This window comes from Leptolyngbya sp. NK1-12 (genome assembly GCF_032598965.1).
Classification (GTDB): Bacteria; Cyanobacteriota; Cyanobacteriia; order Elainellales; family Elainellaceae; genus Elainella.
The window spans coordinates 2349160-2368306 of record NZ_CP053586.1; the positions used below are offsets into that span (position 1 = coordinate 2349160).

At 47.2% G+C, this 19147-nt stretch carries 24 protein-coding genes; 19 read left to right on the plus strand and 5 right to left on the minus strand.

Annotated features, from left to right (window positions below):
- From HJG54_RS09715 to HJG54_RS09775, 14 genes are all read left to right on the plus strand, one after another.
- Positions 1–183, plus strand: coding sequence for an addiction module protein (locus HJG54_RS09715; RefSeq protein WP_316434691.1), 183 nt, complete (start codon positions 1–3; stop codon positions 181–183).
- Positions 180–470 carry a type II toxin-antitoxin system RelE/ParE family toxin gene (locus HJG54_RS09720; RefSeq protein ID WP_316434692.1) on the plus strand — a complete coding sequence of 97 codons (291 nt, stop codon included), beginning with the start codon at positions 180–182 and terminating at the stop codon, positions 468–470. Before HJG54_RS09715 ends, HJG54_RS09720 begins: the two co-directional genes overlap by 4 nt.
- A gap of 340 nt (positions 471–810) precedes the next feature.
- Positions 811–1245: a hypothetical protein gene (locus HJG54_RS09725; RefSeq protein ID WP_316434693.1), complete on the plus strand. Its 435-nt coding sequence runs from the start codon at positions 811–813 to the stop codon at positions 1243–1245.
- An 89-nt stretch (positions 1246–1334) separates the two neighbouring features.
- The gene (locus HJG54_RS09730) at positions 1335–1574 is read left to right on the plus strand and encodes an antitoxin (protein WP_316434694.1); all 240 of its coding nucleotides are present in this window, start codon (positions 1335–1337) and stop codon (positions 1572–1574) included.
- 9 nt (positions 1575–1583) lie between these two features.
- Positions 1584–1988 carry a type II toxin-antitoxin system VapC family toxin gene (locus HJG54_RS09735; RefSeq protein WP_316434695.1) on the plus strand — a complete coding sequence of 135 codons (405 nt, stop codon included), beginning with the start codon at positions 1584–1586 and terminating at the stop codon, positions 1986–1988.
- Between the two features lie 213 nt (positions 1989–2201).
- Positions 2202–2453, plus strand: a complete 252-nt coding sequence (locus tag HJG54_RS09740) for a hypothetical protein (RefSeq protein ID WP_316434696.1) — start codon at positions 2202–2204, stop codon at positions 2451–2453.
- 80 nt (positions 2454–2533) lie between these two features.
- Entirely contained in the window at positions 2534–2764 is a 231-nt protein-coding gene (locus HJG54_RS35430; protein WP_420717354.1) for a PTPA-CTERM sorting domain-containing protein, read from the plus strand.
- A gap of 47 nt (positions 2765–2811) precedes the next feature.
- Positions 2812–3087: a hypothetical protein gene (locus HJG54_RS09745; RefSeq protein WP_316434698.1), complete on the plus strand. Its 276-nt coding sequence runs from the start codon at positions 2812–2814 to the stop codon at positions 3085–3087.
- The gene (locus HJG54_RS09750) at positions 3084–3458 is read left to right on the plus strand and encodes a clan AA aspartic protease (protein ID WP_316434699.1); all 375 of its coding nucleotides are present in this window, start codon (positions 3084–3086) and stop codon (positions 3456–3458) included. Before HJG54_RS09745 ends, HJG54_RS09750 begins: the two co-directional genes overlap by 4 nt.
- A gap of 682 nt (positions 3459–4140) precedes the next feature.
- On the plus strand, positions 4141–5826 hold the full coding sequence (ltrA, locus tag HJG54_RS09755; RefSeq protein ID WP_316434700.1) for a group II intron reverse transcriptase/maturase: 1686 nt from the start codon (positions 4141–4143) through the stop codon (positions 5824–5826).
- Positions 5827–6103: 277 nt separating this feature from the next.
- Entirely contained in the window at positions 6104–9001 is a 2898-nt protein-coding gene (locus HJG54_RS09760; RefSeq protein WP_316434701.1) for a hypothetical protein, read from the plus strand.
- A gap of 35 nt (positions 9002–9036) precedes the next feature.
- Complete coding sequence (locus tag HJG54_RS09765; RefSeq protein ID WP_316434702.1) at positions 9037–10680, plus strand: carboxypeptidase-like regulatory domain-containing protein; 1644 nt, start codon at positions 9037–9039, stop codon at positions 10678–10680.
- A gap of 358 nt (positions 10681–11038) precedes the next feature.
- Positions 11039–11425 (plus strand): RidA family protein, encoded by a 387-nt coding sequence (locus HJG54_RS09770; RefSeq protein WP_316434704.1) that lies wholly within the window; start codon positions 11039–11041, stop codon positions 11423–11425.
- A 537-nt stretch (positions 11426–11962) separates the two neighbouring features.
- Complete coding sequence (locus HJG54_RS09775; protein ID WP_316431088.1) at positions 11963–13360, plus strand: IS110 family transposase; 1398 nt, start codon at positions 11963–11965, stop codon at positions 13358–13360.
- Positions 13361–13419: 59 nt separating this feature from the next.
- On the opposite strand, the gene HJG54_RS09780 is transcribed toward HJG54_RS09775, so the two are convergent.
- The 3 genes from HJG54_RS09780 to HJG54_RS09790 form a co-directional block, all read right to left on the minus strand.
- Positions 13420–13743: a helix-turn-helix domain-containing protein gene (locus HJG54_RS09780; RefSeq protein ID WP_316434705.1), complete on the minus strand. Its 324-nt coding sequence runs from the start codon at positions 13741–13743 to the stop codon at positions 13420–13422.
- Between the two features lie 3 nt (positions 13744–13746).
- Positions 13747–14124, minus strand: coding sequence for a type II toxin-antitoxin system RelE/ParE family toxin (locus HJG54_RS09785; RefSeq protein WP_316434706.1), 378 nt, complete (start codon positions 14122–14124; stop codon positions 13747–13749).
- 531 nt (positions 14125–14655) lie between these two features.
- Positions 14656–15714, minus strand: coding sequence for an IS110 family transposase (locus tag HJG54_RS09790; RefSeq protein ID WP_316431578.1), 1059 nt, complete (start codon positions 15712–15714; stop codon positions 14656–14658).
- 228 nt (positions 15715–15942) lie between these two features.
- Here HJG54_RS09790 and HJG54_RS09795 point away from each other — a divergent pair, with 228 nt between their 5' ends.
- Positions 15943–16809: a DUF6010 family protein gene (locus HJG54_RS09795; RefSeq protein ID WP_316434707.1), complete on the plus strand. Its 867-nt coding sequence runs from the start codon at positions 15943–15945 to the stop codon at positions 16807–16809.
- A gap of 317 nt (positions 16810–17126) precedes the next feature.
- Here the strand turns inward: HJG54_RS09795 and HJG54_RS09800 are convergent, their stop codons facing one another.
- Both HJG54_RS09800 and HJG54_RS35435 read right to left on the minus strand, forming a co-directional pair.
- Positions 17127–17813 carry a transposase gene (locus HJG54_RS09800; RefSeq protein ID WP_316434709.1) on the minus strand — a complete coding sequence of 229 codons (687 nt, stop codon included), beginning with the start codon at positions 17811–17813 and terminating at the stop codon, positions 17127–17129.
- On the minus strand, positions 17714–17983 hold the full coding sequence (locus tag HJG54_RS35435; RefSeq protein WP_420717356.1) for a hypothetical protein: 270 nt from the start codon (positions 17981–17983) through the stop codon (positions 17714–17716). Before HJG54_RS35435 ends, HJG54_RS09800 begins: the two co-directional genes overlap by 100 nt.
- A 291-nt stretch (positions 17984–18274) precedes the next feature.
- On the opposite strand from HJG54_RS35435, the gene HJG54_RS09805 reads away from it, so the two are divergent.
- Genes HJG54_RS09805 through HJG54_RS09815 form a run of 4 tightly spaced genes read left to right on the plus strand, consistent with a single transcriptional unit; the run spans position 18275 to position 19104 of the window.
- Positions 18275–18550 (plus strand): hypothetical protein, encoded by a 276-nt coding sequence (locus HJG54_RS09805; RefSeq protein ID WP_316434711.1) that lies wholly within the window; start codon positions 18275–18277, stop codon positions 18548–18550.
- Positions 18481–18708: a hypothetical protein gene (locus HJG54_RS35440; protein WP_420717386.1), complete on the plus strand. Its 228-nt coding sequence runs from the start codon at positions 18481–18483 to the stop codon at positions 18706–18708. Before HJG54_RS09805 ends, HJG54_RS35440 begins: the two co-directional genes overlap by 70 nt.
- Positions 18709–18719: 11 nt before the next feature.
- Complete coding sequence (locus HJG54_RS35445) at positions 18720–18941, plus strand: hypothetical protein (RefSeq protein ID WP_420717357.1); 222 nt, start codon at positions 18720–18722, stop codon at positions 18939–18941.
- Positions 18868–19104, plus strand: coding sequence for a transposase family protein (locus HJG54_RS09815; RefSeq protein ID WP_316435625.1), 237 nt, complete (start codon positions 18868–18870; stop codon positions 19102–19104). Before HJG54_RS35445 ends, HJG54_RS09815 begins: the two co-directional genes overlap by 74 nt.
- Positions 19105–19147 lie beyond the last annotated feature (43 nt).

Here is a 19147-nt window from a genome sequence, read left to right on the forward strand (position 1 = left end):
GTGTCTAGGGCGATCTTAGCGGAAAAGTTAGTCGAAAGCTTAGAGTTCGATACTGACCCAAAAATTCAAGCAGCTTGGACTACTGAAGCAAAGAAACGGCGGGATGAGGTTCGGGACGGCTCTGTGCAACCGATTCTAGGAGAAGAAGCTTTGGCTCAAGTGAGACGGTTGCTGGGGCAATGAAATATGCTTTTCACCCTGAAGCTCTCACAGAATATGCTGAAGCTGTTCAATATTATGCAGAACAACGGGCTGAGGTGGCACAAGCATTCATTGATGCTGTTGAGGATGCAGTTTATCGTATTAGGGAATCTCCTACTCGCTACATTGTTGTTGAGGAAGATGTTCGGCGATGTATGACACGCAGGTTTCCGTATGGAGTTCTCTACACAATTGAGCCGGACTACATTCTTATTCTGGCGGTGATGCATTGCAGCCGAGAACCTAGATATTGGAAAAGCCGTAGATAGTTGCAGGTGCCAGCAGGCTAACACTGCGCTGCAACGGACGGAATAGAAATTTTGGTAGGGATGCAAAGGTTATCTACCGCCGTTGAGCTTCACCGTTAGCCTGCTGAGTTATCGATAGGAACTGTAGCGCAAAGTGAATTTACAAGGCGGTAGTTGGTAATTGCCAAGGCGATAGCTAGGATCATTCTTAGTGAGTTAATGCAACGATTAATCTATGTGGACTGCACAAACATATTTAGGAGCGCATGTAGCCGCTGCAAGGTACTTCATCTATCTCTGATCCGAGGACTACATTCCAGAGCAGCGAGATTTTCAAGAAGCTGTGATTGAGAATCTCAGAATGCTGGGAATTCGTACAGGGAGTGATTCAGCTATTTTTGTCCCTGATGATTGCGCCAAAGACTTTATCAAAATGGAGTTGTTTAATGTCTTTAGAAGAGAGATGATGGAGAAAATCTTCAGGAAGACACCGGGTTTATTGTTTACAGACAAAAATCTAGGGGTTCTTAACCCTGCACGAGATAGATGGGTATATCTGTCATTAGAACCTTATATCGAGGATCGGGCTTCTCAAAGATTGCCTAAGTTCTTTAAACGTATGGAAGAAACCATTAAAGCCTCGGATGACCTCCTCAAGGATATCTCCGGTCCAAGATGGCGTTCAATCTGGGAAGTTATGAAGGACACAGTTATGCTTGAACCAAATTTCTCTGGTGTTGGCGTTGATCTTAAAGCTGCTCGTTCCAGATTTTTGGTGACAGCCAACATCAACTAGAAAGAAAATATAATTGATGAATACTAATAGTGATATGGAGATAGATTTTCACGGATTTCCTGACACTTTAAAGAACAAAGAGGTCACTTATGCAAAACTCGCGTCATGTTTCTTTACTAACAAGTGGACAAGATCAAGTCCTAACCATTCCCCATGAACTTGCCCTGCCGGGTACAGAGGTTTTGTTACGCAAAGAAGGTCATCGCTTAATCATTGAACCCATTCCTTCCAGTTCACTACTTTCTTTACTGACTACGTTGCAAGACATTACGGATGATTTCCTTGATATAGATGAGGGGTTACTTCCCCTTGATGACATCACATTTTAGTGCCACTCAATGACCTATCAGTACCTGCTTGATACCAACATCCTGTCAGATTTGGTCAGACATCCTCAAGGTCGGATTTTCCAGCATATTGTAGATGTCGGGGAAGACAGCGTTTGTACTAGCATCATTGTGGCGTGTGAACTACGATTTGGAGTGGTTAAGAGTGGTTCCTCCCGTCTGGTACAGCAACTAGAACGCATCCTTGAAGTTTTGACAGTTTTGCCGTTGGAATCACCTGTAGATGAACACTATGCTTCAATTCGTACAAATTTGGAGCAAGCAGGAACCCCGATTGGTCCGAATGATTTACTGATTGCTGCTCATTCCCTAGCTCTTGATCTGACTCTTGTTACAGCAAATACTCGTGAATTTGACCGTGTGCCTGCCTTGAAGTTAGATAATTGGTTGCTTTGAAAATACAAGATTTGGCATAGGATGTCTTTAGTTCAAGCGAAGAGAACACTCGGAAGCGGCGCAGGCTAACACTGCGTTGGTGCGGACGGCACAGAAGCTGTTGGTAGGAGTTCAAGGCTGTCTGCCGCCGCACAACTTCACCGTTAGACCGATTAAACTGTCGGTGAGGGCATGCTTGAGAATTGATTGTTATGTACAGTTCAGAGGTCATCTATGAATGTGATCCGAGTTTTGAACTTGTGCGGTGGCTTTCTGTTTGGTTGTGGACTTTTAGTAGGTATAAACGCAATAGCAAGACAGCACGAGCAACTGTCATCTGGTACAATACTTAATGCAGAGAATGTTGGGAATGGAGGAGCACTGATAGATTCTGGAGAAAATGAGCAGCTATTGATAAATCTTATGATAATTCAAACTGGTGTAGGTGCTGCATTAGTTTGTTTGCGAGAAAAAAGTGACAAGTAGTTTTTGTTAGAATCAAGATGAGTAGTGTAATGTAGCTTTTTCCCATTGGAGAGCTTACTCCAGTCACAGCATTTCTAGAGGTGACGGCATTTTCGCAAGCAGTAGCTTGTTACTCAGGTAATTGGCTAGAAGTAGGTTTCTCTTACGTAGCTGCTTCCTATACTGCCAACTGTTTTCTGACTCCATCTGAGGGCGCTAGCTGCACCTCCGCTAGTGGTAGCAGAACCTGTTTGTTGCCAGGGCTAATTGGACTGGGACTTAATCTTTGGCGCAAACGAAGAAGTGAGACACAAAGAAACAGCCGTCGATAGCCCCTTCAAGCTAAAATGGGATAGTCAGCTCGTAAAGAGGCTACTCTATGTCAGTTCGCCAACGACGGTATCCCAAAGAAGAATTGGCTCAACGCGGCAAAGAACTCTATGAGTCTCAGATTCGCCAGCAAGTCGAGCCAAATAACTTTGGCAAAATTGTGGCGATCGATATTGAGACAGGGGCATTTGAGGTTGCTGACGATACCCTAGTTGCCTCCGATCGACTTCTGGAGCGATACCCTGATGCCCAAACTTGGTTTATTCGCATTGGACATCGTGGAGTTCATCGCTTTGGTTGGCGTGGGACGGCAGACAAGGCATGATGACAGGAGTTGTGAATGCAAGTGGCGAAGCAATGCTTCGTGTCGTCGTGGGCGATTTGGCAGCACAACGGATCGTTATTGATGCATTAATTGATACAGGGTATACAGGAAATCTGACTCTACCACCATCTACAATCGCAGCGCTAAATCTACCTTGGCGTGGTAGCGAAGAGGGCGTTCTTGGCGATGGCAGCACCCAAATGTTTGATGTCTACTCAGCAACCATAATTTGGGACGGAGAGTTTAGGACAATCAAAGTGAACGAGTCAGACACAGATCCTCTGCTTGGTGTGGGGCTATTGTACGGCTATGAAGTTTGTATTCTGACAATCAGCGGCGGTACTGTAACAGTCAAAGCGTTGCCCAAGTGATATAGCGAGCAGCGCGGTCTAACAAGTCGTTGGATCGGCGTATAAAGATTTGTTGCTTCTTTTAAGTGTTATCTGTCGCCGCTCAACTTAGCCGTGTGCGATTCGTTCATCCTAAATGGGTAGAGATACTCAGGGACGGATGGCGAGGATAGAACCTCGACAACTGAATCACCGTGAGGGTGAAAGTCCCTCTCTACAGGTGCAAGTAGTAACAGCATCACCCCTACGGTAGCGACTGGTCATCAATCCGTAAAGCGGGGAGAAAAGGCGATAAACTGGAAGCCTCATCTGGTAGCCGCCGAGCATGAATCTATGGATAGCGCAAGCGAAGCTATGTCTGAACTGTCGTGAGTTGAACCCAGCCAAATCAGGCTGACAGGCTGGAGCCAAAAGGCAAAGGATATGGGGCGGGCGTTTACGGTTGCGACCCGTATGCACTCCCACTAAACCCGGCAGAAAGTAGCGTTCTAAGGATTCGATTACGGTGATTTGGAACGAAGTAACCGCTCATTGGCTCTTTAAGCAGGTCGATGCTCAAAGTAGGTGCCAACCGCAAGCCATGAGATGGAGAGATGGTCTAAGAAGCCAATGTCCAGAGTAATATCTGGGATATGCAGACGTAGACCCGATAGTTTGGAATGAATAGGTACAACTAGCAGTTGATAAGTCTAAAGCACAGTTGATGAAACTGATGATGGAATGGAGATTTATCCCCTGGCGAAAGCTGGAGCGACGAGTCTTTAAGCTGCAAACGCGCATATTCAAAGCCTCACGTCGTGGTGATATGAAAGCAGTTCGGCGACTTCAGAAGACACTGATGCGGTCATGGTCAGGCAAGTGTCTGGCAGTGAGGCGGGTGAGTCAAGATAATCAGGGCAAGCAAACGGCAGGGGTAGATGGCATCAAATCCCTCACGCCTGATCAACGGCTAGCGCTGGTGAATCAACTGAGGCTTTCCAGGCGGGCAAAACCAACACGCCGGGTTTGGATTGCCAAACCGGGAGGTGAAGGAGAAAAACGCCCACTTGGAATTCCGACCATTGCCGACCGCGCCCTACAAGCCCTGGTGAAATTGGCGCTGGAACCGGAATGGGAGGCTCGATTCGAGCCAAACTCCTACGGGTTCCGCCCCGGACGCGGATGCCATGATGCGATTGAAGCCATTTACAATGGGATTTTCCTGAAAGCCAAATATGTGCTGGATGCGGACATTTCCCAATGCTTCGACCGCATCAATCAAGAAGCTCTGTTAGCCAAGATCAACACGTTCCCGACATTACATCGCCAGCTTAAGGCATGGCTGAAGTCAGGTGTGATGGATCAAGGACAGTGGTTTGCGACATCTGCCGGAACACCCCAAGGCGGAGTAGTTTCTCCGCTATTGGCAAACATTGCCTTACATGGCATGGAAGAACGAATCAAGCAGGCATTCCCCCGATGGGACAGCCAGCGAGGGGGGCATTGTCAAGTGCCTCATCTGATTCGTTACGCCGATGACCTGGTGGTGCTTCATGCAGACCTGACTATTGTGCAACAATGCCAACAGATGCTCTCGGAATGGCTCACGCAGATGGGGTTAACGCTGCACCCCAGCAAAACTCGAATCACTCATACCCTCCACCCGCATGAAGGGAATCTTGGATTCGACTTCCTCGGCTTCACCGTGCGACAATTTCCGGCAGGAAAATATCGCACGGCTCATGATGCCTATGGAACACCCTTGGGGTTCAAGACCTTGATCCAACCCAGCGCAACGAGCATCAAACGACACCAAGGGAAATTGAAACAGATCATCGAGCGGCATCAAGCGGCAACCCAGTCGCAATTGATTGCTGCGCTCAATCCGGTGATTATCGGATGGTCAAATTATTTCTCCACAGTGGTCAGCTCTCAAGCCTACCAACGGTTGGATCATTGGCTGTATCTTCAGTTAAAAGACTGGGCAACGCATCGTCATCCTCGTAAAAGCCAGCGTTGGATTGCCAACAAATACTGGCACATTGACCGAGGAGAAGGATGGACGTTTGCAACGGTTTCCCCAGATGGCATTCAACGCTTAGCAGTACACAATCACACCGCGATAAAGCGGCATATCAAAGTCCAAAGTACTCGCTCTCCGTTTGATGCCGATTGGCTCTACTGGAGTATCCGCATGGGGCGACATCCTCAAGTCAATGGGCGGGTAGCTTTGCTACTCAAGCGACAAAAAGGAAGCTGTCCACTCTGCCGACTGTTTTTCAAAGATAGAGATTTACTGGAAATCGACCACATCATCCCTCGCTTAAAAGGCGGTAAAGATGAATTGAACAACTTCCAACTTCTCCATCGTCATTGCCATGATGTCAAATCTGCCAACGATGGCAGATGAGGTGTAGATGACAACTACCAAGCTATTGAGGAGCCGGATGAATTGAAACAGTTCATGTCCGGTTTTGAAGACCAGCGAGGCTGTCGCCAGCCTCGTTGAGTTTAATTAGCTGGCTTCCCATCGAGATCTTGCACTTGTCTTTCAAAGTTATCTTTTAGGCAAAATCGTTTAAGGAGTGGTAGTTGAGAGCAGATGAGGTATGGGTGATCTGTGTTCCGAAAATGACCAGGCAAAAACAATTAACTGAATAAAGGAACTTATTCAAAGAGGTTAATCTATGGCTAGCGATAGTATTACTACCCTTGGTCTGATATTGCTCGGTATTTTACTTGCAATTTTAAGTTTCATTGTTATATGGTACTTGCCTTCTTTTTCTCGTAAGGTAGGAAAAGCAAATGCTGATTCTGATAGTCAAACTCTCAACAATTCGAGTAGACGAGTTTCCAAGGCCACCTTGGTCTCCTTGCAACTTGATTCTCCTCCGGCTACCAATGTTGGAGGGGCTGTTCCTAAACTGGCGTTGGTGAATCAACTTAGATTGCAGCTAGGAGAAGTTTCTGCTGCTCGTAGTTTAATGTGCAGTGCCGAAAATGCACCAAGACTGCTAGCCAGCGAAGGGGAAGATCCTCAAGTCAGAGCTTTGAGCATTGATGGTAGCACTAATCAACTATGGGAGAATCTACAAGCGTTTGAAGGTTCACCAATTTCTTCTCAGTTACCAGTGCCGAGCGCATTCGCTAACGTACCAGTCCCAACACTTCAAGCCTTTGGAGAAGCTATTGTAGCCGTTCGCCAGCAGGCGTTAGATCAGCTAAATCAGCAGCAAACTGAAACCACACAGGGTGTTCTCGTCAGGTCGAGTCCAGTTAGCGAGATAGCCGCAGCATTAAATCTTCTAAATGCGGCTACCGTAGCTACTAAAACCTTTGAGAATAATATTAAGGTTACTCCAATTGGTTATCTTCATCTTGAACGGATCGAAATGAAACCAGTAGGTGTCGAACGAGGTGAACTGATTGCAACTATTCCCTTAGCTCCCTTAGAAAAAACAGCCGTCGTTCATAAGGAATGGTCAGTCACCAATAAGGAGTTCACGTCAATTGTGACCGATTCCCTGGAAAACTACAGTGAGACGGGAGTTACAGAAAACACAGAATTAGCACAATCGTCTACTGCACAAGCCACACACAACAACCAATTTAATGTCAATGGCACGGTGACAGGTAATTACGGCATCGTTACTCCCATTTCTGCAAACGTTTCAGCTACAGTCTCAACGGGTTTCATTACTCAGGATCAAAATTCAACATCCACTAGTGAAAGCCGTAAGCACGCGATTGCAACTACTCGAAAAGCTTCTACTCGCGTTAAGCAAGAGCATAAGGTGACAATTTCTACAACGACAGTTACTGGTACATCAGAAACAAGTACGCGCATGATTGAGAATCCTAGTCGAACCAACCCGATTCGGATTGACTATTTCAGCATCATGCGTAAGTGGCACGTGGGACTTTATCGATATGGTTTAAGGCTCACGTATGACATCGCAATTCCTCAACCTGGAGCGGCAATGCGCAAGATCTATGCTGCCATTGACGAGTTGCAAAAGCAGATGAAACCTTTTGATTTTCCTGTCACCCACGCTGAAATTACTCTTGATAACTATCTCGACTTAGCCAATAGATATGATGCGCAAGTACCACTCCCTCCACCTTCTAGAAGTCCCATAAGGGTAAGCCAGACTCCGCCTGTTGGTGAAGGTTGGAATCTAGTCTCTTTGGGATTTGGAGTTGAAGCAGGTTATCAGATATCAAAGGTCCACATATTTGCTGACTTAAAGAGATTTGATACTGATCACGAAGTACCTGCACTAATAGTAGAGGGAACAGCACCTATAGTGAGCTTTAACCAGGGTAGTCCTAACCCTCCAGTGGTTGTCGTGCAACCCGGTACTGATATTGTTGCAATACATGTTGACGACGCAAAAATACCTGGCTTTCTTGAAGGCGCAATGGGATCCCAAAATGTCACTTTTAACATTTTCGAGGCTGAAAAGGCATTCATAGGACTTACTGTTGACATCGAGCCTACTGAGGAAGCTAAACAACGCTGGAAAAATGATGTTTGGAACGCTTTGTACAATGCCGCGCAAACAAAATACTACACCGAGCAGCAAGAAATTCAGGGAAAGATTACGGCATTAGAGGAAAAGATTTTCAATGTTGATACGCTAACTCTTCGTAGAGAAGAGAACGAAGAAATCATGAAATGCGTATTGCGATGGTTGCTCGGACCTAATTTCGATTTCATGCCCAAAGATGTAGTTGATCAATTTGCAGATCCTAACAGTAATATAGACATCTTTCATGGAACAGTAATTGACGCAACTAAAGGTGACGGGCTGAAGGTAACTGCTACGGGTTGGCAACCTATGTTCCTATACCAAGAAATGGTGAAGTTTATTAACCAAGCCATTGAATGGGAAAATGTGCTGTATTTCCTTTACTCCTATTTCTGGGATGTGCAGCCCAGTTGGGACTTTATTAGACAGATACGGCATCCCGATTCGACGCGACAGGCTTTTCTGAGAGCTGGAAGCGCTAGGGTTGTATTAACTGTGAGGCAAGGATGGGAACAAGCTTGGGTGAAATTTGTCGAAGCTGGAAAAATCGGCTTGCCCTCCAACCAAGTTCCCTTGCCCTCTGACCACCCCTATCTGTCTATAGCTACAGAAGTTCAGCTTTATAACCAGACCAATTATCCGGGCATTCCCCCAGCCAATCCTGGTGGTGGACCTCTACCCGACAGTGGTGCTTACGCTGCCAGCGAATCGAGCGAGAAACTCACGTCGAGTGCTGGAAAACCTGTAACTATCGCAGTTAAATCGAGTGCTGGCTTCATTGTCGGCTACACGGCAATCATCGACACATGGGACACAAAGATTGTGAAGGATGGCAAGACTGTCACTGCACAGGAAACTCAAATCATACTAGCAGTGCCTGATGCTACACACATTACTGTTGAGCGAATTGAAAACCCGCATGATGGTTCGCAGAAGCCGTTTCCTATTATGCAAGGTGGTGAGAAGGGTCAGTTGATCGCCGAATGGTTTGAATACACGCCAACCTCTGGAACTGATATTGCTGTGACCAGTAATCTGGCGACGATCGCTTGAACTGAGGAAGTTTAATTATAAAAGCGGATAGAAAAATGGATTTGACAATCTACGTAAGGGATGCCGCATCTGCCCCTATTACCGGAGCAGAGGTTTTGGTCAAAGTGCCAGACATCCAAAGGCAGGGAAAATCCAACGGGCAAGGCAAGTTCCCAGGTGGTACTCTACCTTCTAATCCATTTCATGTAGTCGTCACCCACCCCGATTACCTTTCCGAAGAGGTGGAAGTTACTCCACCCGCCAAAGGTGCCCCCTTTCTTTGGGACAACCCTGTGTGTAGCGTCGCGATGTCTGGTGTAATTACCGTCCACTTGTCAAGGCTACGTGCCTCCCCAACCTTTTCCATTTCGGATTCAGAATTGGAACGTCACGGTCCATTCAACCCCCAAGCCGTCTTCACTTGGACAGACCACGGCGGAAACAAAACTGGGCGCTACCTTGGAATGTCTAATAATCAGGAATCGATTGTGTGCATCAGCCACCCGCTCTTACCAAATAAGCCTGGAGAAGGCTGGGATCGATTTAACCACGATAAAGAACCAGTGAAAATAGACCCTAGCAAAACAGGCAACCTAGTCTGGCTAGAGTGGGGACTCGGTGAAAAACAGCCGCGTTTGCTGGTCGCTGCATGGGTTCCGCGCTTTCGCAGTGCTTCTCCACGCAAACTTGATTTCGTCATTTTCTTTTCGCCAAATACCAGACCTGAAGCGGGATATCCACCTGATCAGTTCCCATGGCTGGCTCCGTATCCCTATTCTGCGCTTAAAGGGGGACCAATCCGCAAAGATGGACCGCCCGCTCTTGCACAACCATATCCGGGGCTAGGGCATCGTTACCTTTTCCGAGAAAAATGGCTGATATATCAAATGCTAGCTGCTCAGCGCCAAGCCATCGTTTTATTTCCAGTCCAACCTTCCAATGATTGGGGGCCGTTTCAGGAGGTGTCTGGACTTGCTCGTCTCGTTGCGGAGGTAACACATTTTCTCCATCGCACAGCGATGACTTCTGGTGGCAACAAAAGTGATGAGGAAGATCTGGCACCTCAACCACGCTATCGCTTCTATCGCAACGCCGTGCATGATCCATTACCGCCAGCTCAACGAATAGTTCTAAGTGGCTTCAGCGCCGGAATGTCTCCAATTGTGCGCATGCTTACCACAAGATACGGACAAAAATTGATTGATGGGCGCTTTAATAACACGTCGCTAAAATCGCTATTTGATGCAGATGTCGCCCCATTCCTTAACACTTGGATGGAGGTGTGGGATCACGATGCGCCTAATCGTGCGCCGGATTACACGCGGACTGCACTCGATAAATTCGCTCCAGGATGGATGAGCCAAAACGAGCAGCGAATATTACGCTGCTACCAGTCAGGCTATACAACTCCCCGCGACTGGATTCAATCAACGCCGCTAGCGAAATTTACACCAGGATCCCTAAAGTCGCCGAGTTCTGTCGGTGGACGAATAGCATTAGAGCGGCACGCTGACACTCGTTGTTCCCTAGTTTATTTCGATTGCGGATACTTACATCATAATGCTACGGTTCCCTCAGTAGCCCCGGCATTTTGGATGGTCGGGGAAAAACCGAACGATCCCTGTGGTGCCGACCACCAGGCTGTGCCGATGGTGACATTCGGTCATGCTGCCAGCTTGAGTGGACTCGGTCGAGTGTAAGTGCGATCTCTGATCGCGTATTGTTCATTCACTTCTGCTACTTAAGCGATCGCCAGCTAACACATCACGGCAGCGGACGGACGAAAGCCGCTGGTGCCTAGTTCAAGGTTATTTGCCGCCGCTGCGTTTTGCCGTTAGCTGGCTTCGCACACAGGTCTTACACTCGTAGATGAGGACGATCGATTGCATCGGAAGAGTCCATTGGCGATCGGTGAGTGGTTTGAGATAGAGTGATTGGTGGCGATTGGTGGCTGGTAGTTCATGGCAATGGAACAACAGCTATTTGCGAGTTTGCAAAGTTCTCTGCCACTGTCACGTTTTGCTGTTATATTGCTCGCTATTACCTGAGATACCCTATATGCCAATAACCAAACACAATCCAACAGGGCTATTTCCGCAGTACCGAAACTATAGCCATGCCGTTGAAGTAAGCGGTGATTCGCGCATCTTATTTATCAGTGGTTTGAATGGATATCTAAGCGATGGAATTACCATGCCAGATTCATTTCAAGAACAAGGTGAGATAATCTGGAATTACATAGGGACAATCTTAAAATCCGCTGGGATGGGTTACGAAAACATAGTTTCTTTACGAACTTATCTATCAAGTCCTGAGTATGATGAGCCAAACGTCCAGTTAAGGATGAAATATCTAGGTAATAATGAACCTGCCTTAACGGTGATCTGTTGTCAACTTTTGGAGTCAAAATGGAAGTTGGAAATTGAAGCTGTTGCTGCAATATAGCAAGTCATTGTTTGAGGTTGGAGATGTCTTAAGGCACTCAAGAGATGACTGACGAGGGCAGTGGTGAGGCGTAATCGCTGAGTGGGGAAGATTGAGAAGGGCGATCGGTGGTGTGAGTCAGCTAACACGTCATGGCAGCGGATTGACGAACGCCTCCCGTGCCCAATTCGAGGTTATCTGCAACCGCTGCATTCTGCCGATAGCATTCCACGTGCTGGCGCACCTTCAGGGTGAAAGAAATTAGATTCGTGGATGAGTATTTATGCTTACTGAAAATCTAATTTCTTAGGAGCGCCTCACTAGGGCAGGTTTGCCCTGTGCACGAATGGAAGAAACAAGTCTGTACTCGATTTATTGTAGAGACAATCCTGAGTTAGGAAACCGAGCGGTCAATAGTATCATCAAGGGTCTGATTAGGAGCGTGGTTGTGGGGCGTACTGGCAATGAGATTGGTGAAGGTGGCAAAGCCTATCCCGTTTGAGAGATTAGCTGTTCAGCCCGCCCCAACTTGGGAGGTTAATCGTAATGAGGAGCGTTATGAAAAATACCTCGTCCATCGCAAAGCGTAAGTTAGCTCAATCTCCAGCCTTGCCTGCCCAGCTGGCTCATCTTGAGCAACTCAATCTGCATGCAGCGGGAATTGATGTGGGTTCTGCTGAGCATTGGGTTTGTGTCCCTGCTGGAAGAGCCGAAGTCAATGTCCGTGCCTTTGGTTGCTTTACCCCAGACTTACAAGCGATGGCAGCATGGTTGCAGGGGTGTGGGGTGACAACAGTCGCAATGGAATCAACAGGAGTCTACTGGATTCCAGTCTTTCAGATTCTGGAGTCCAGCGGGTTGGAGGTCAAACTGGTGAATGCACACCATCTCAAAACGGTGCCTGGACGTAAGAGCGATGTGCTTGATTGTCAATGGCTCCAGAAATTGCACACCTATGGTCTGTTAGCTGGCTCATTCCGTCCTGAGGAGCAAGTATGTGTGCTGCGAAGCTATGTACGTCAACGAGAACGACTGATTCAAAGTGCGGCTGTGCATATTCAACGGATGCAACATGCCTTGATTCAGATGAATCTGCATCTGCACAAGGTGATTAGCGACATTACTGGCTTAACGGGGATGTCCATCATTCGAGCAATTGTTGCAGGAGAGCATGACCCTCAAACCTTAGCTGCCCTCAAGCACTCGCGTATCCGCAGTAGCCATGACGAAATTGCCAAAGCGCTCAGCGGTAATTATCGAGCAGAATTGGTGTTTGTTTTGCAACAGGAGTTAACGCTTTACGATCTGCATCAACAGCAGATTGCTGCTTGTGATGAGCAGATCGAGCAGTGCCTGTTGAAGTTTGATGCAAAAACTGAGCAAGCACCACCAGAGGCAAAGAACAAGCGGCGTAAGACCACTCAAAATGCTCCTGCCTTTGATTTGCGTGGGCAGCTATATCGAATCAGCGGCATCGATTTTACTCAGATTCCTGGGCTTGATGCGTTGAGCGTCCAGACGATTCTCTCTGAGGTGGGCTTAGAGTCCAATCGCTTTGCCAGTGTCAAACACTTTTGTTCCTGGTTGGGATTATGTCCTGGGACGCGCATTACTGGGGGAAAGTCGCTGAGTTCTCAGACACGAGTAGTGGTGAATCGAGCAGCGAATGCTTTTCGTTTAGCGGCTCAAGCTGTTAGCCATAGTCGCTCAGCCTTAGGGGCATTTTATCGACGCCTGCGGTCTCGTTTAGGCGCACCTAAGGCAATCACAGCAACGGCTCACAAGATTGCTCGTCTGTTCTACAAGCTATGGTCTGAGGGCGGAACCTATGCTGACCCTGGAGAAAACTATTATGAGCAGCAATACCGGGAACGCCTGGTTAAACACCTGAAGAAAACAGCTCAGTCTCTCGGTTTTGAAGTTGTGCCCCACTCCTCCACTGAAAGTGTTTCTTGAGAGCTGGCTTTGTTCTGGGCTAGGGCTGGCACAGGGAAATAAGTTGTTAGTGTTCAAAATCACGAAGCAACAACGCGCGTTTGAGCTTGTGCATGAGATTTAGGTTTCACTACAATTTCCACATCGCGCCCCAACGCATTGAGAAAGCGAAACAACCGTGCGGTTGAAAAACCTGATAGTTTTCCATTGATTAATGCCGAGATTTTAGGTTGGTCAATTCCTAATGCCTCTGCTGCCTCAATTTGGGTCATTTGTTGAGTCGTAATGATGATGCTGATCCGCCGAGCAAGTTCTGCTTTAACCAGCAGTTCGTCAGCATTTTCCAAACTCAAATCTGCAAATACGTTGCCACTACTAGCTTGCACTCTAATTTCTTCAGTCATATTTTACTCTCCCTGGTGTTTGCTGTAATTTTGCGAGTAGTGTTCCTTGGCTCGTTTCAGTCTTGCTTCGATCAGGTCAATATCCTGCTTAGGCGTAGCAATACCTTGCTTTGATTTTTTCTGGAAAGCGTGTAAGACGTAGACTACTCCAGCCAGTTTTACGGTGTAGACGGCTCGATAAGTATCTCCGTCAAAATCTTCTACAATTTCCAATACCCCGATTCCCTTAAATCCTTTGAGTGGTTTGGCTGAAGGATGCTTTTCACCACATTGAGCTAAGTACAATGCGTATCCAACGGTTTGCCGCACATCCTCTGGAAACTCCTTCAAATCATCCAGAGAGCTTCCGACCCATTCAACTGGCTTTGGCGATGCATTCATACCTCAAATATGCTAGTTTTGGCATACTATTGTCAATAGCTACGTTACATCTGTTACAGCCATCCAGCTAACACATCACGGCAGCGGACGGACGAAAGCCGCTGGTGCCTAGTTCAAGGTTATTTGCCGCCGCTGCGTTTTGCCGTTATACGACTATGAAGCCGTGAGCCTGTCAACAGGATTTTAGCTTTCGGTCGTTAATCAAATATCAACTTTTTGACAGCATTAAGTTCTCATCTTTTACCAAGATGAATACAGTCAATGTATTTCAAGTTCACAATTAATTGTGTCAGGTTGTTTCTAACCGACTATCCGAATTGTCAATGCTGTTTACATTTTCACATTTGAAGCTGTAATCACTGCATTGTCTCAAGAGTCTTTGCAAAGTGCGTGGCTTATTCGCTTAGTCAACTTCTTGTAAGTTAAGCATAACTGCAAGCTCACGCACTCAAAAATCTCACCTAACCCATCAATCATCAACTTCTTACCCAGTCAGTTTCTTTCCACCAACGCTCAATCACCAAACACTCATCATGCGTTGCTAATGCTTAGATTGTTTATCAGCTCTGGGTTCCAAGGTTGTTTGTCTCTCAGCATTGCCCAACATCTCACCAAAAGCTTTCGAGCTAGCGCCACAATCGCCGTCTTCCTGCGAGTTTTCTGCCCTCCACAGATACGTTCGAAGGTCTGTCGTGCCCAAGAGTTGAAGCGAATCAGCATCCATGCTACCTCGACTAATGCTCCTCGTAGTAACCTGGACCCTCTGCGCGTAATCGCTCCTAATCGATTCGTTTGCCCCGATTGTCGCTGGTCAGGCACTAAGCCTGCGTAGGCAGAAACTTGCCGAGCATTGGCAAAGCGCTCCGGTTTATCCAACGCGGTCACAATCACTTCTGCGGTTCGTCGTCCCACTCCTGGAATTGTCATCAACAGTTGAACCCGTTCTTCTTGTTTGGCAAGTTGATTGAGTTGCTTCTCAACTTGGTCGTGTTGCTCTTCCAACGTATCGAGCAGCGTCAATTCCACATCCAGCTCGCCTTTCCATAACTCGTCAATCTGGCACTCGGCTAACGGTTTGCGGTGTTTGCTCAACTCTGCCAACCCTTCCAGCGTCCAGGCTCTGGCACGAGCAGGCAGGGTTAACCCTTGTGCCATCAAGAGTGCCCGAATGCTGTTCCTGATTTGGTTCATTCGCCAAACCAGAGTTTTGCGGTATTTCACCAAGCGGCGGTACTGGCGGGTTTGGGCGGCTGGAACATACACTGGGCTAATTTGCTCAAGCGCAGCAAGTTTAGCGAGTTTGAGCGCATCATCTTTGTCCGTTTTGCGCTTCACGTTGCGCCATTGCCATGCTTCTTGATTCGGGTTAGCTACCAAAACTTCGTAGCCGTGTTCCTGGCAAATATCATGAACCCAGTTGCTGTTGGTACAGGTTTCAATCACCACCTTCTGCGGCTGTTTCCGTTGCAGCAAGTCTTCAAGCGCAACTTGCTGCATCGCGATCGTCTCATACTCGGCTTGGTTGGTTTCGGTATCGAACAAGCAAGCCACGCTCTTGAATTTTCCCAGGTCAATTGCGAGAATCTTCATATCAGCCTCCGAGGTTTATCGTTGAGTGGAAGTGAAACGTCCTATCCTCAAGGGTATCGGAGGTTTCTTCTTACCTCTCACGGCTTGCATAGATTCTCCTGAAGTGTTGGTTGGGGCAATTATTTGGAAGCGATCTGTTAAAGCCCGAACAGTAAAGTATTGTGAAATCATTGGTGGGATAATCAGCAATAAGCTACGGTCAAGTCGTTCTTTTTTAGGGCAGAGCAAATGGTTATCTCTTCATTACTGCTTGGTCTGTTTGGTGCAGTCGTTTTTCTGACCATTTGCAAAGCGATGTCTGAAAAAGAATCACAAATACTTGCAACCGGACTTGTAATTGCTGCGCTCATCTATCTAGGATTTGCTGTGATTGGAAATGTAAACGCAGCCTGGATAGTAGTAGAAGTGACAGGCATTGAAATATACAGCTTATTAGCTGTGTTGGGATTACAGTACTCAAACTGGTGGCTCATGATTGGTTGGCTGCTACATCCGGTTTGGGACGTATGGCTACATCTTTTTGAGCAGGGTGCAAGCTTTACTCCAGAATGGTACGCTCTGGGCTGTATGAGTTTCGATTTACTTGTAGCAGCGTATATTTGTGGGGTGCAGTTTGGATTATTTCGTTTGAAAACTGCCGAAGTAACAAATCATATTGGGAGAGGTCAATCACCAATGAACTCTGAAATCAAACGCCAACTTTTGCTGAAGCTCCTTCTTATTGCTTGTGTTGTTTCTACAGCGATCCATTTCACAGACAACTATCTTTACATTGAGCAGTATCCTGAACCAGACTGGATTACTCCATCTTCAGTTTATGTGTCGTGGATTATTTGGACAGTGATTGGAATTGCAGGTTATTGGCTATATAAAAATCAGCGATTTTGGTTGTCATACGTCTGTCTATTGTTCTATTCATTTTGTGGGCTAGATAGCTTGGGGCATTATTTGTATGGAGCAATGTCTGAATTTTCGCTAAAAATGCACTTCTTCATTGTGACAGATGGGTTAGCAGGATTAGCAATTTTGGGATTTACGCTGTGGTCAAGTTTGATTCTGCGAGAACAGTTCAAAGAGACCGGTACAAGCGTTTGATTGACATAAAAGCGGCGGCATAACAATAAGCCCTGAGGAGGACGGGGTCAAGCATAAGTAGAAATAGAATTTTCTACTTATGCTGATAGTTTAGTTTTGACACCGTAAACTAATCAATTCCACAAGCAATCGTTTTACTGACTCAGAATTGATTTTTATTCTGGTTATAAGCACTCATTCTTTGATTCTCAGTCTGTTCCTATTTTTGGTTTTTAGATCCTCCCTATTATTGATATCCTCGCTTAACAGACATTGCAATTACAGCGCTAGATTCTGTACCAACGAGGACTTCTTCTTCTTTAGCACGAGAAGATACTTCACCTCATCATACGGTTCATCATCTTGCCAACAGCGAAACAAAATCCGAATCCACTTGAACGCGAGTGCCCGCATTGCCATCGGATGAGTCTTGCCTTTTTTGCGCTGTAATTTGTAGAAGGCATCTGCCCACAACGACTGTTGGCGGGACTGGTCTGCCCACTCAACGAATGTTTGTCGCAAAAAGTCGGGCAACTCCAACGCCAATGTACCCAGCACTTGTTGCCACTGCTTTCGGTCACAGGTGCAATTCCGCTGTAACGCAATAAATCTTGTGCTTGGGGGTATCGAGTTCGGTCTTCTCCAAATGCCACCAGTAAACGCGGAGCAAGATGTGGCCCTGCACCTGGCAAGTTGGCAAAGAACTCGGCATCGGGATGGTCTGCAAACAAGGCAGCAATTTTGTCATTGATCTCATTTAGCGTTTTGAGCAGCCCTTTTAACTGGTGGGTCAAAGCTTGTACCAACCATTGCGAGGGGACGACGATGGCAGCATCTTCAGTCAAAGGACTGCCGTGAGCGATCTGCTCAATTGGCCGTGCGATGGCACGGCGTCTGACAACTTTATGGCTAGTGAAAAACTCGGTTAATTGCTCTGGTGTGGCAGCTTGCGCTGCTTTGAGTGTAGGATAGTGTTCCACAAATAGGCAGAAGACTTGCGTATCTTTATCCTCGAACCAATCCAATACTTGAGGATAGTCGTTTTTGAGAGCGGCTGTGATCCGTTGGTTAAGCGAACTCTCTCACCCACAAGCATTCTCCGCACTTCCGTCCATTGCCGCAGTGCTCGAATCTGGCTGCTCTCTGGCTGCCACGCTTTGAGCTTCTCATCATGTTTGAGCAACAACTCAACCAAAATCTGAGCATCAATCGGGTCAGACTTAGCACGGCTGAGTTTGAAGGCTTTGCGTTCGCGTAGCGGCTGCTTTGCAGCTTAGTTGGCAACGGTGCGCGGATGACCGGATACAACACCAGAAAATCGAACTGACACAGCACATAGATTAACGGTCCGCGCTTGAGTTCGGTAGCGATAGCAATGCGTCGTCCATTAGACCTCCTGCATGAATAGCCAGGAGGTGTGACAGTTTGCAGTCGGAGCAGGTAAAACAAGCTAGATTCTGGATGAGAACGACATCCAGAGGTAGCAATGCGATATCCCGAATTGGAGCATCTCTCGAATGCTGAGTTCAAACGCTTGTGTGGAGTAAGCCGTGAGACGTTTGGCGAGATGGTGGAGGTGTTGCGCCCCCATCTGGATCGGCAAGGGCAACGCGGTGGACAAGCCAAACTCAGGGTCGAAGACCAGTTACTTGTGGCGTTGGAGTACTGGAGAGAGTATCGCAGTCAATTCACATTGGGGTCAGTTGGGGAGTCCACGAAACCACCGTTGGACGCATTGTTAGAAAAGTCGAAGACCTGCTGATTCAATGTGGCCAGTTCCGACTTCCCAGTCAGCGTCAGCTTTATCAACCGGGGTGGGAGTGGAAAGTGATGGTGGTAGACGTGGGGGAGATGGAAAGTGAACGCCCCCAAAAAAACAGCAGGGCTACTACAGTGGCAAGCAGAAATGCCATACGCTGAAAGCCCAACTGTTGGTGGAGTTTGAGACTGGTCAGGTGATTGCAACGGCTGTGAGCAAAGGGAGAACGCATGACTTCAAGCTCCTCAAGCGCAGCCGCTTGCCGTTTGTATCCTCCCAGTTATGTTTAGCTGACCAGAGGCTATCAAGGCTTTGCCAAGCTGCATCCGGGGGCTTGTACTCCTACGAAGAAACTCCGCAAGCAATCTTTGCCCAAAGCAGAGAAACAACATAATCGGGCATTAGCCAGACTGCGGGTACGAGTTGAGCATGTGATTCGTCGCTTCAAGATCTTCCGCATCTTTTCAGGACGCTATCGCAACCGCAGGAGGCGGTTTGGCTTGCGCTTAAACCTAATTGCGGGTCTGCTCAACTATGAACTGGCACATCCCTCCTGATTCGTGCAGGAGGTCTATTGAATTGGTGTCTCTTCCATGATGG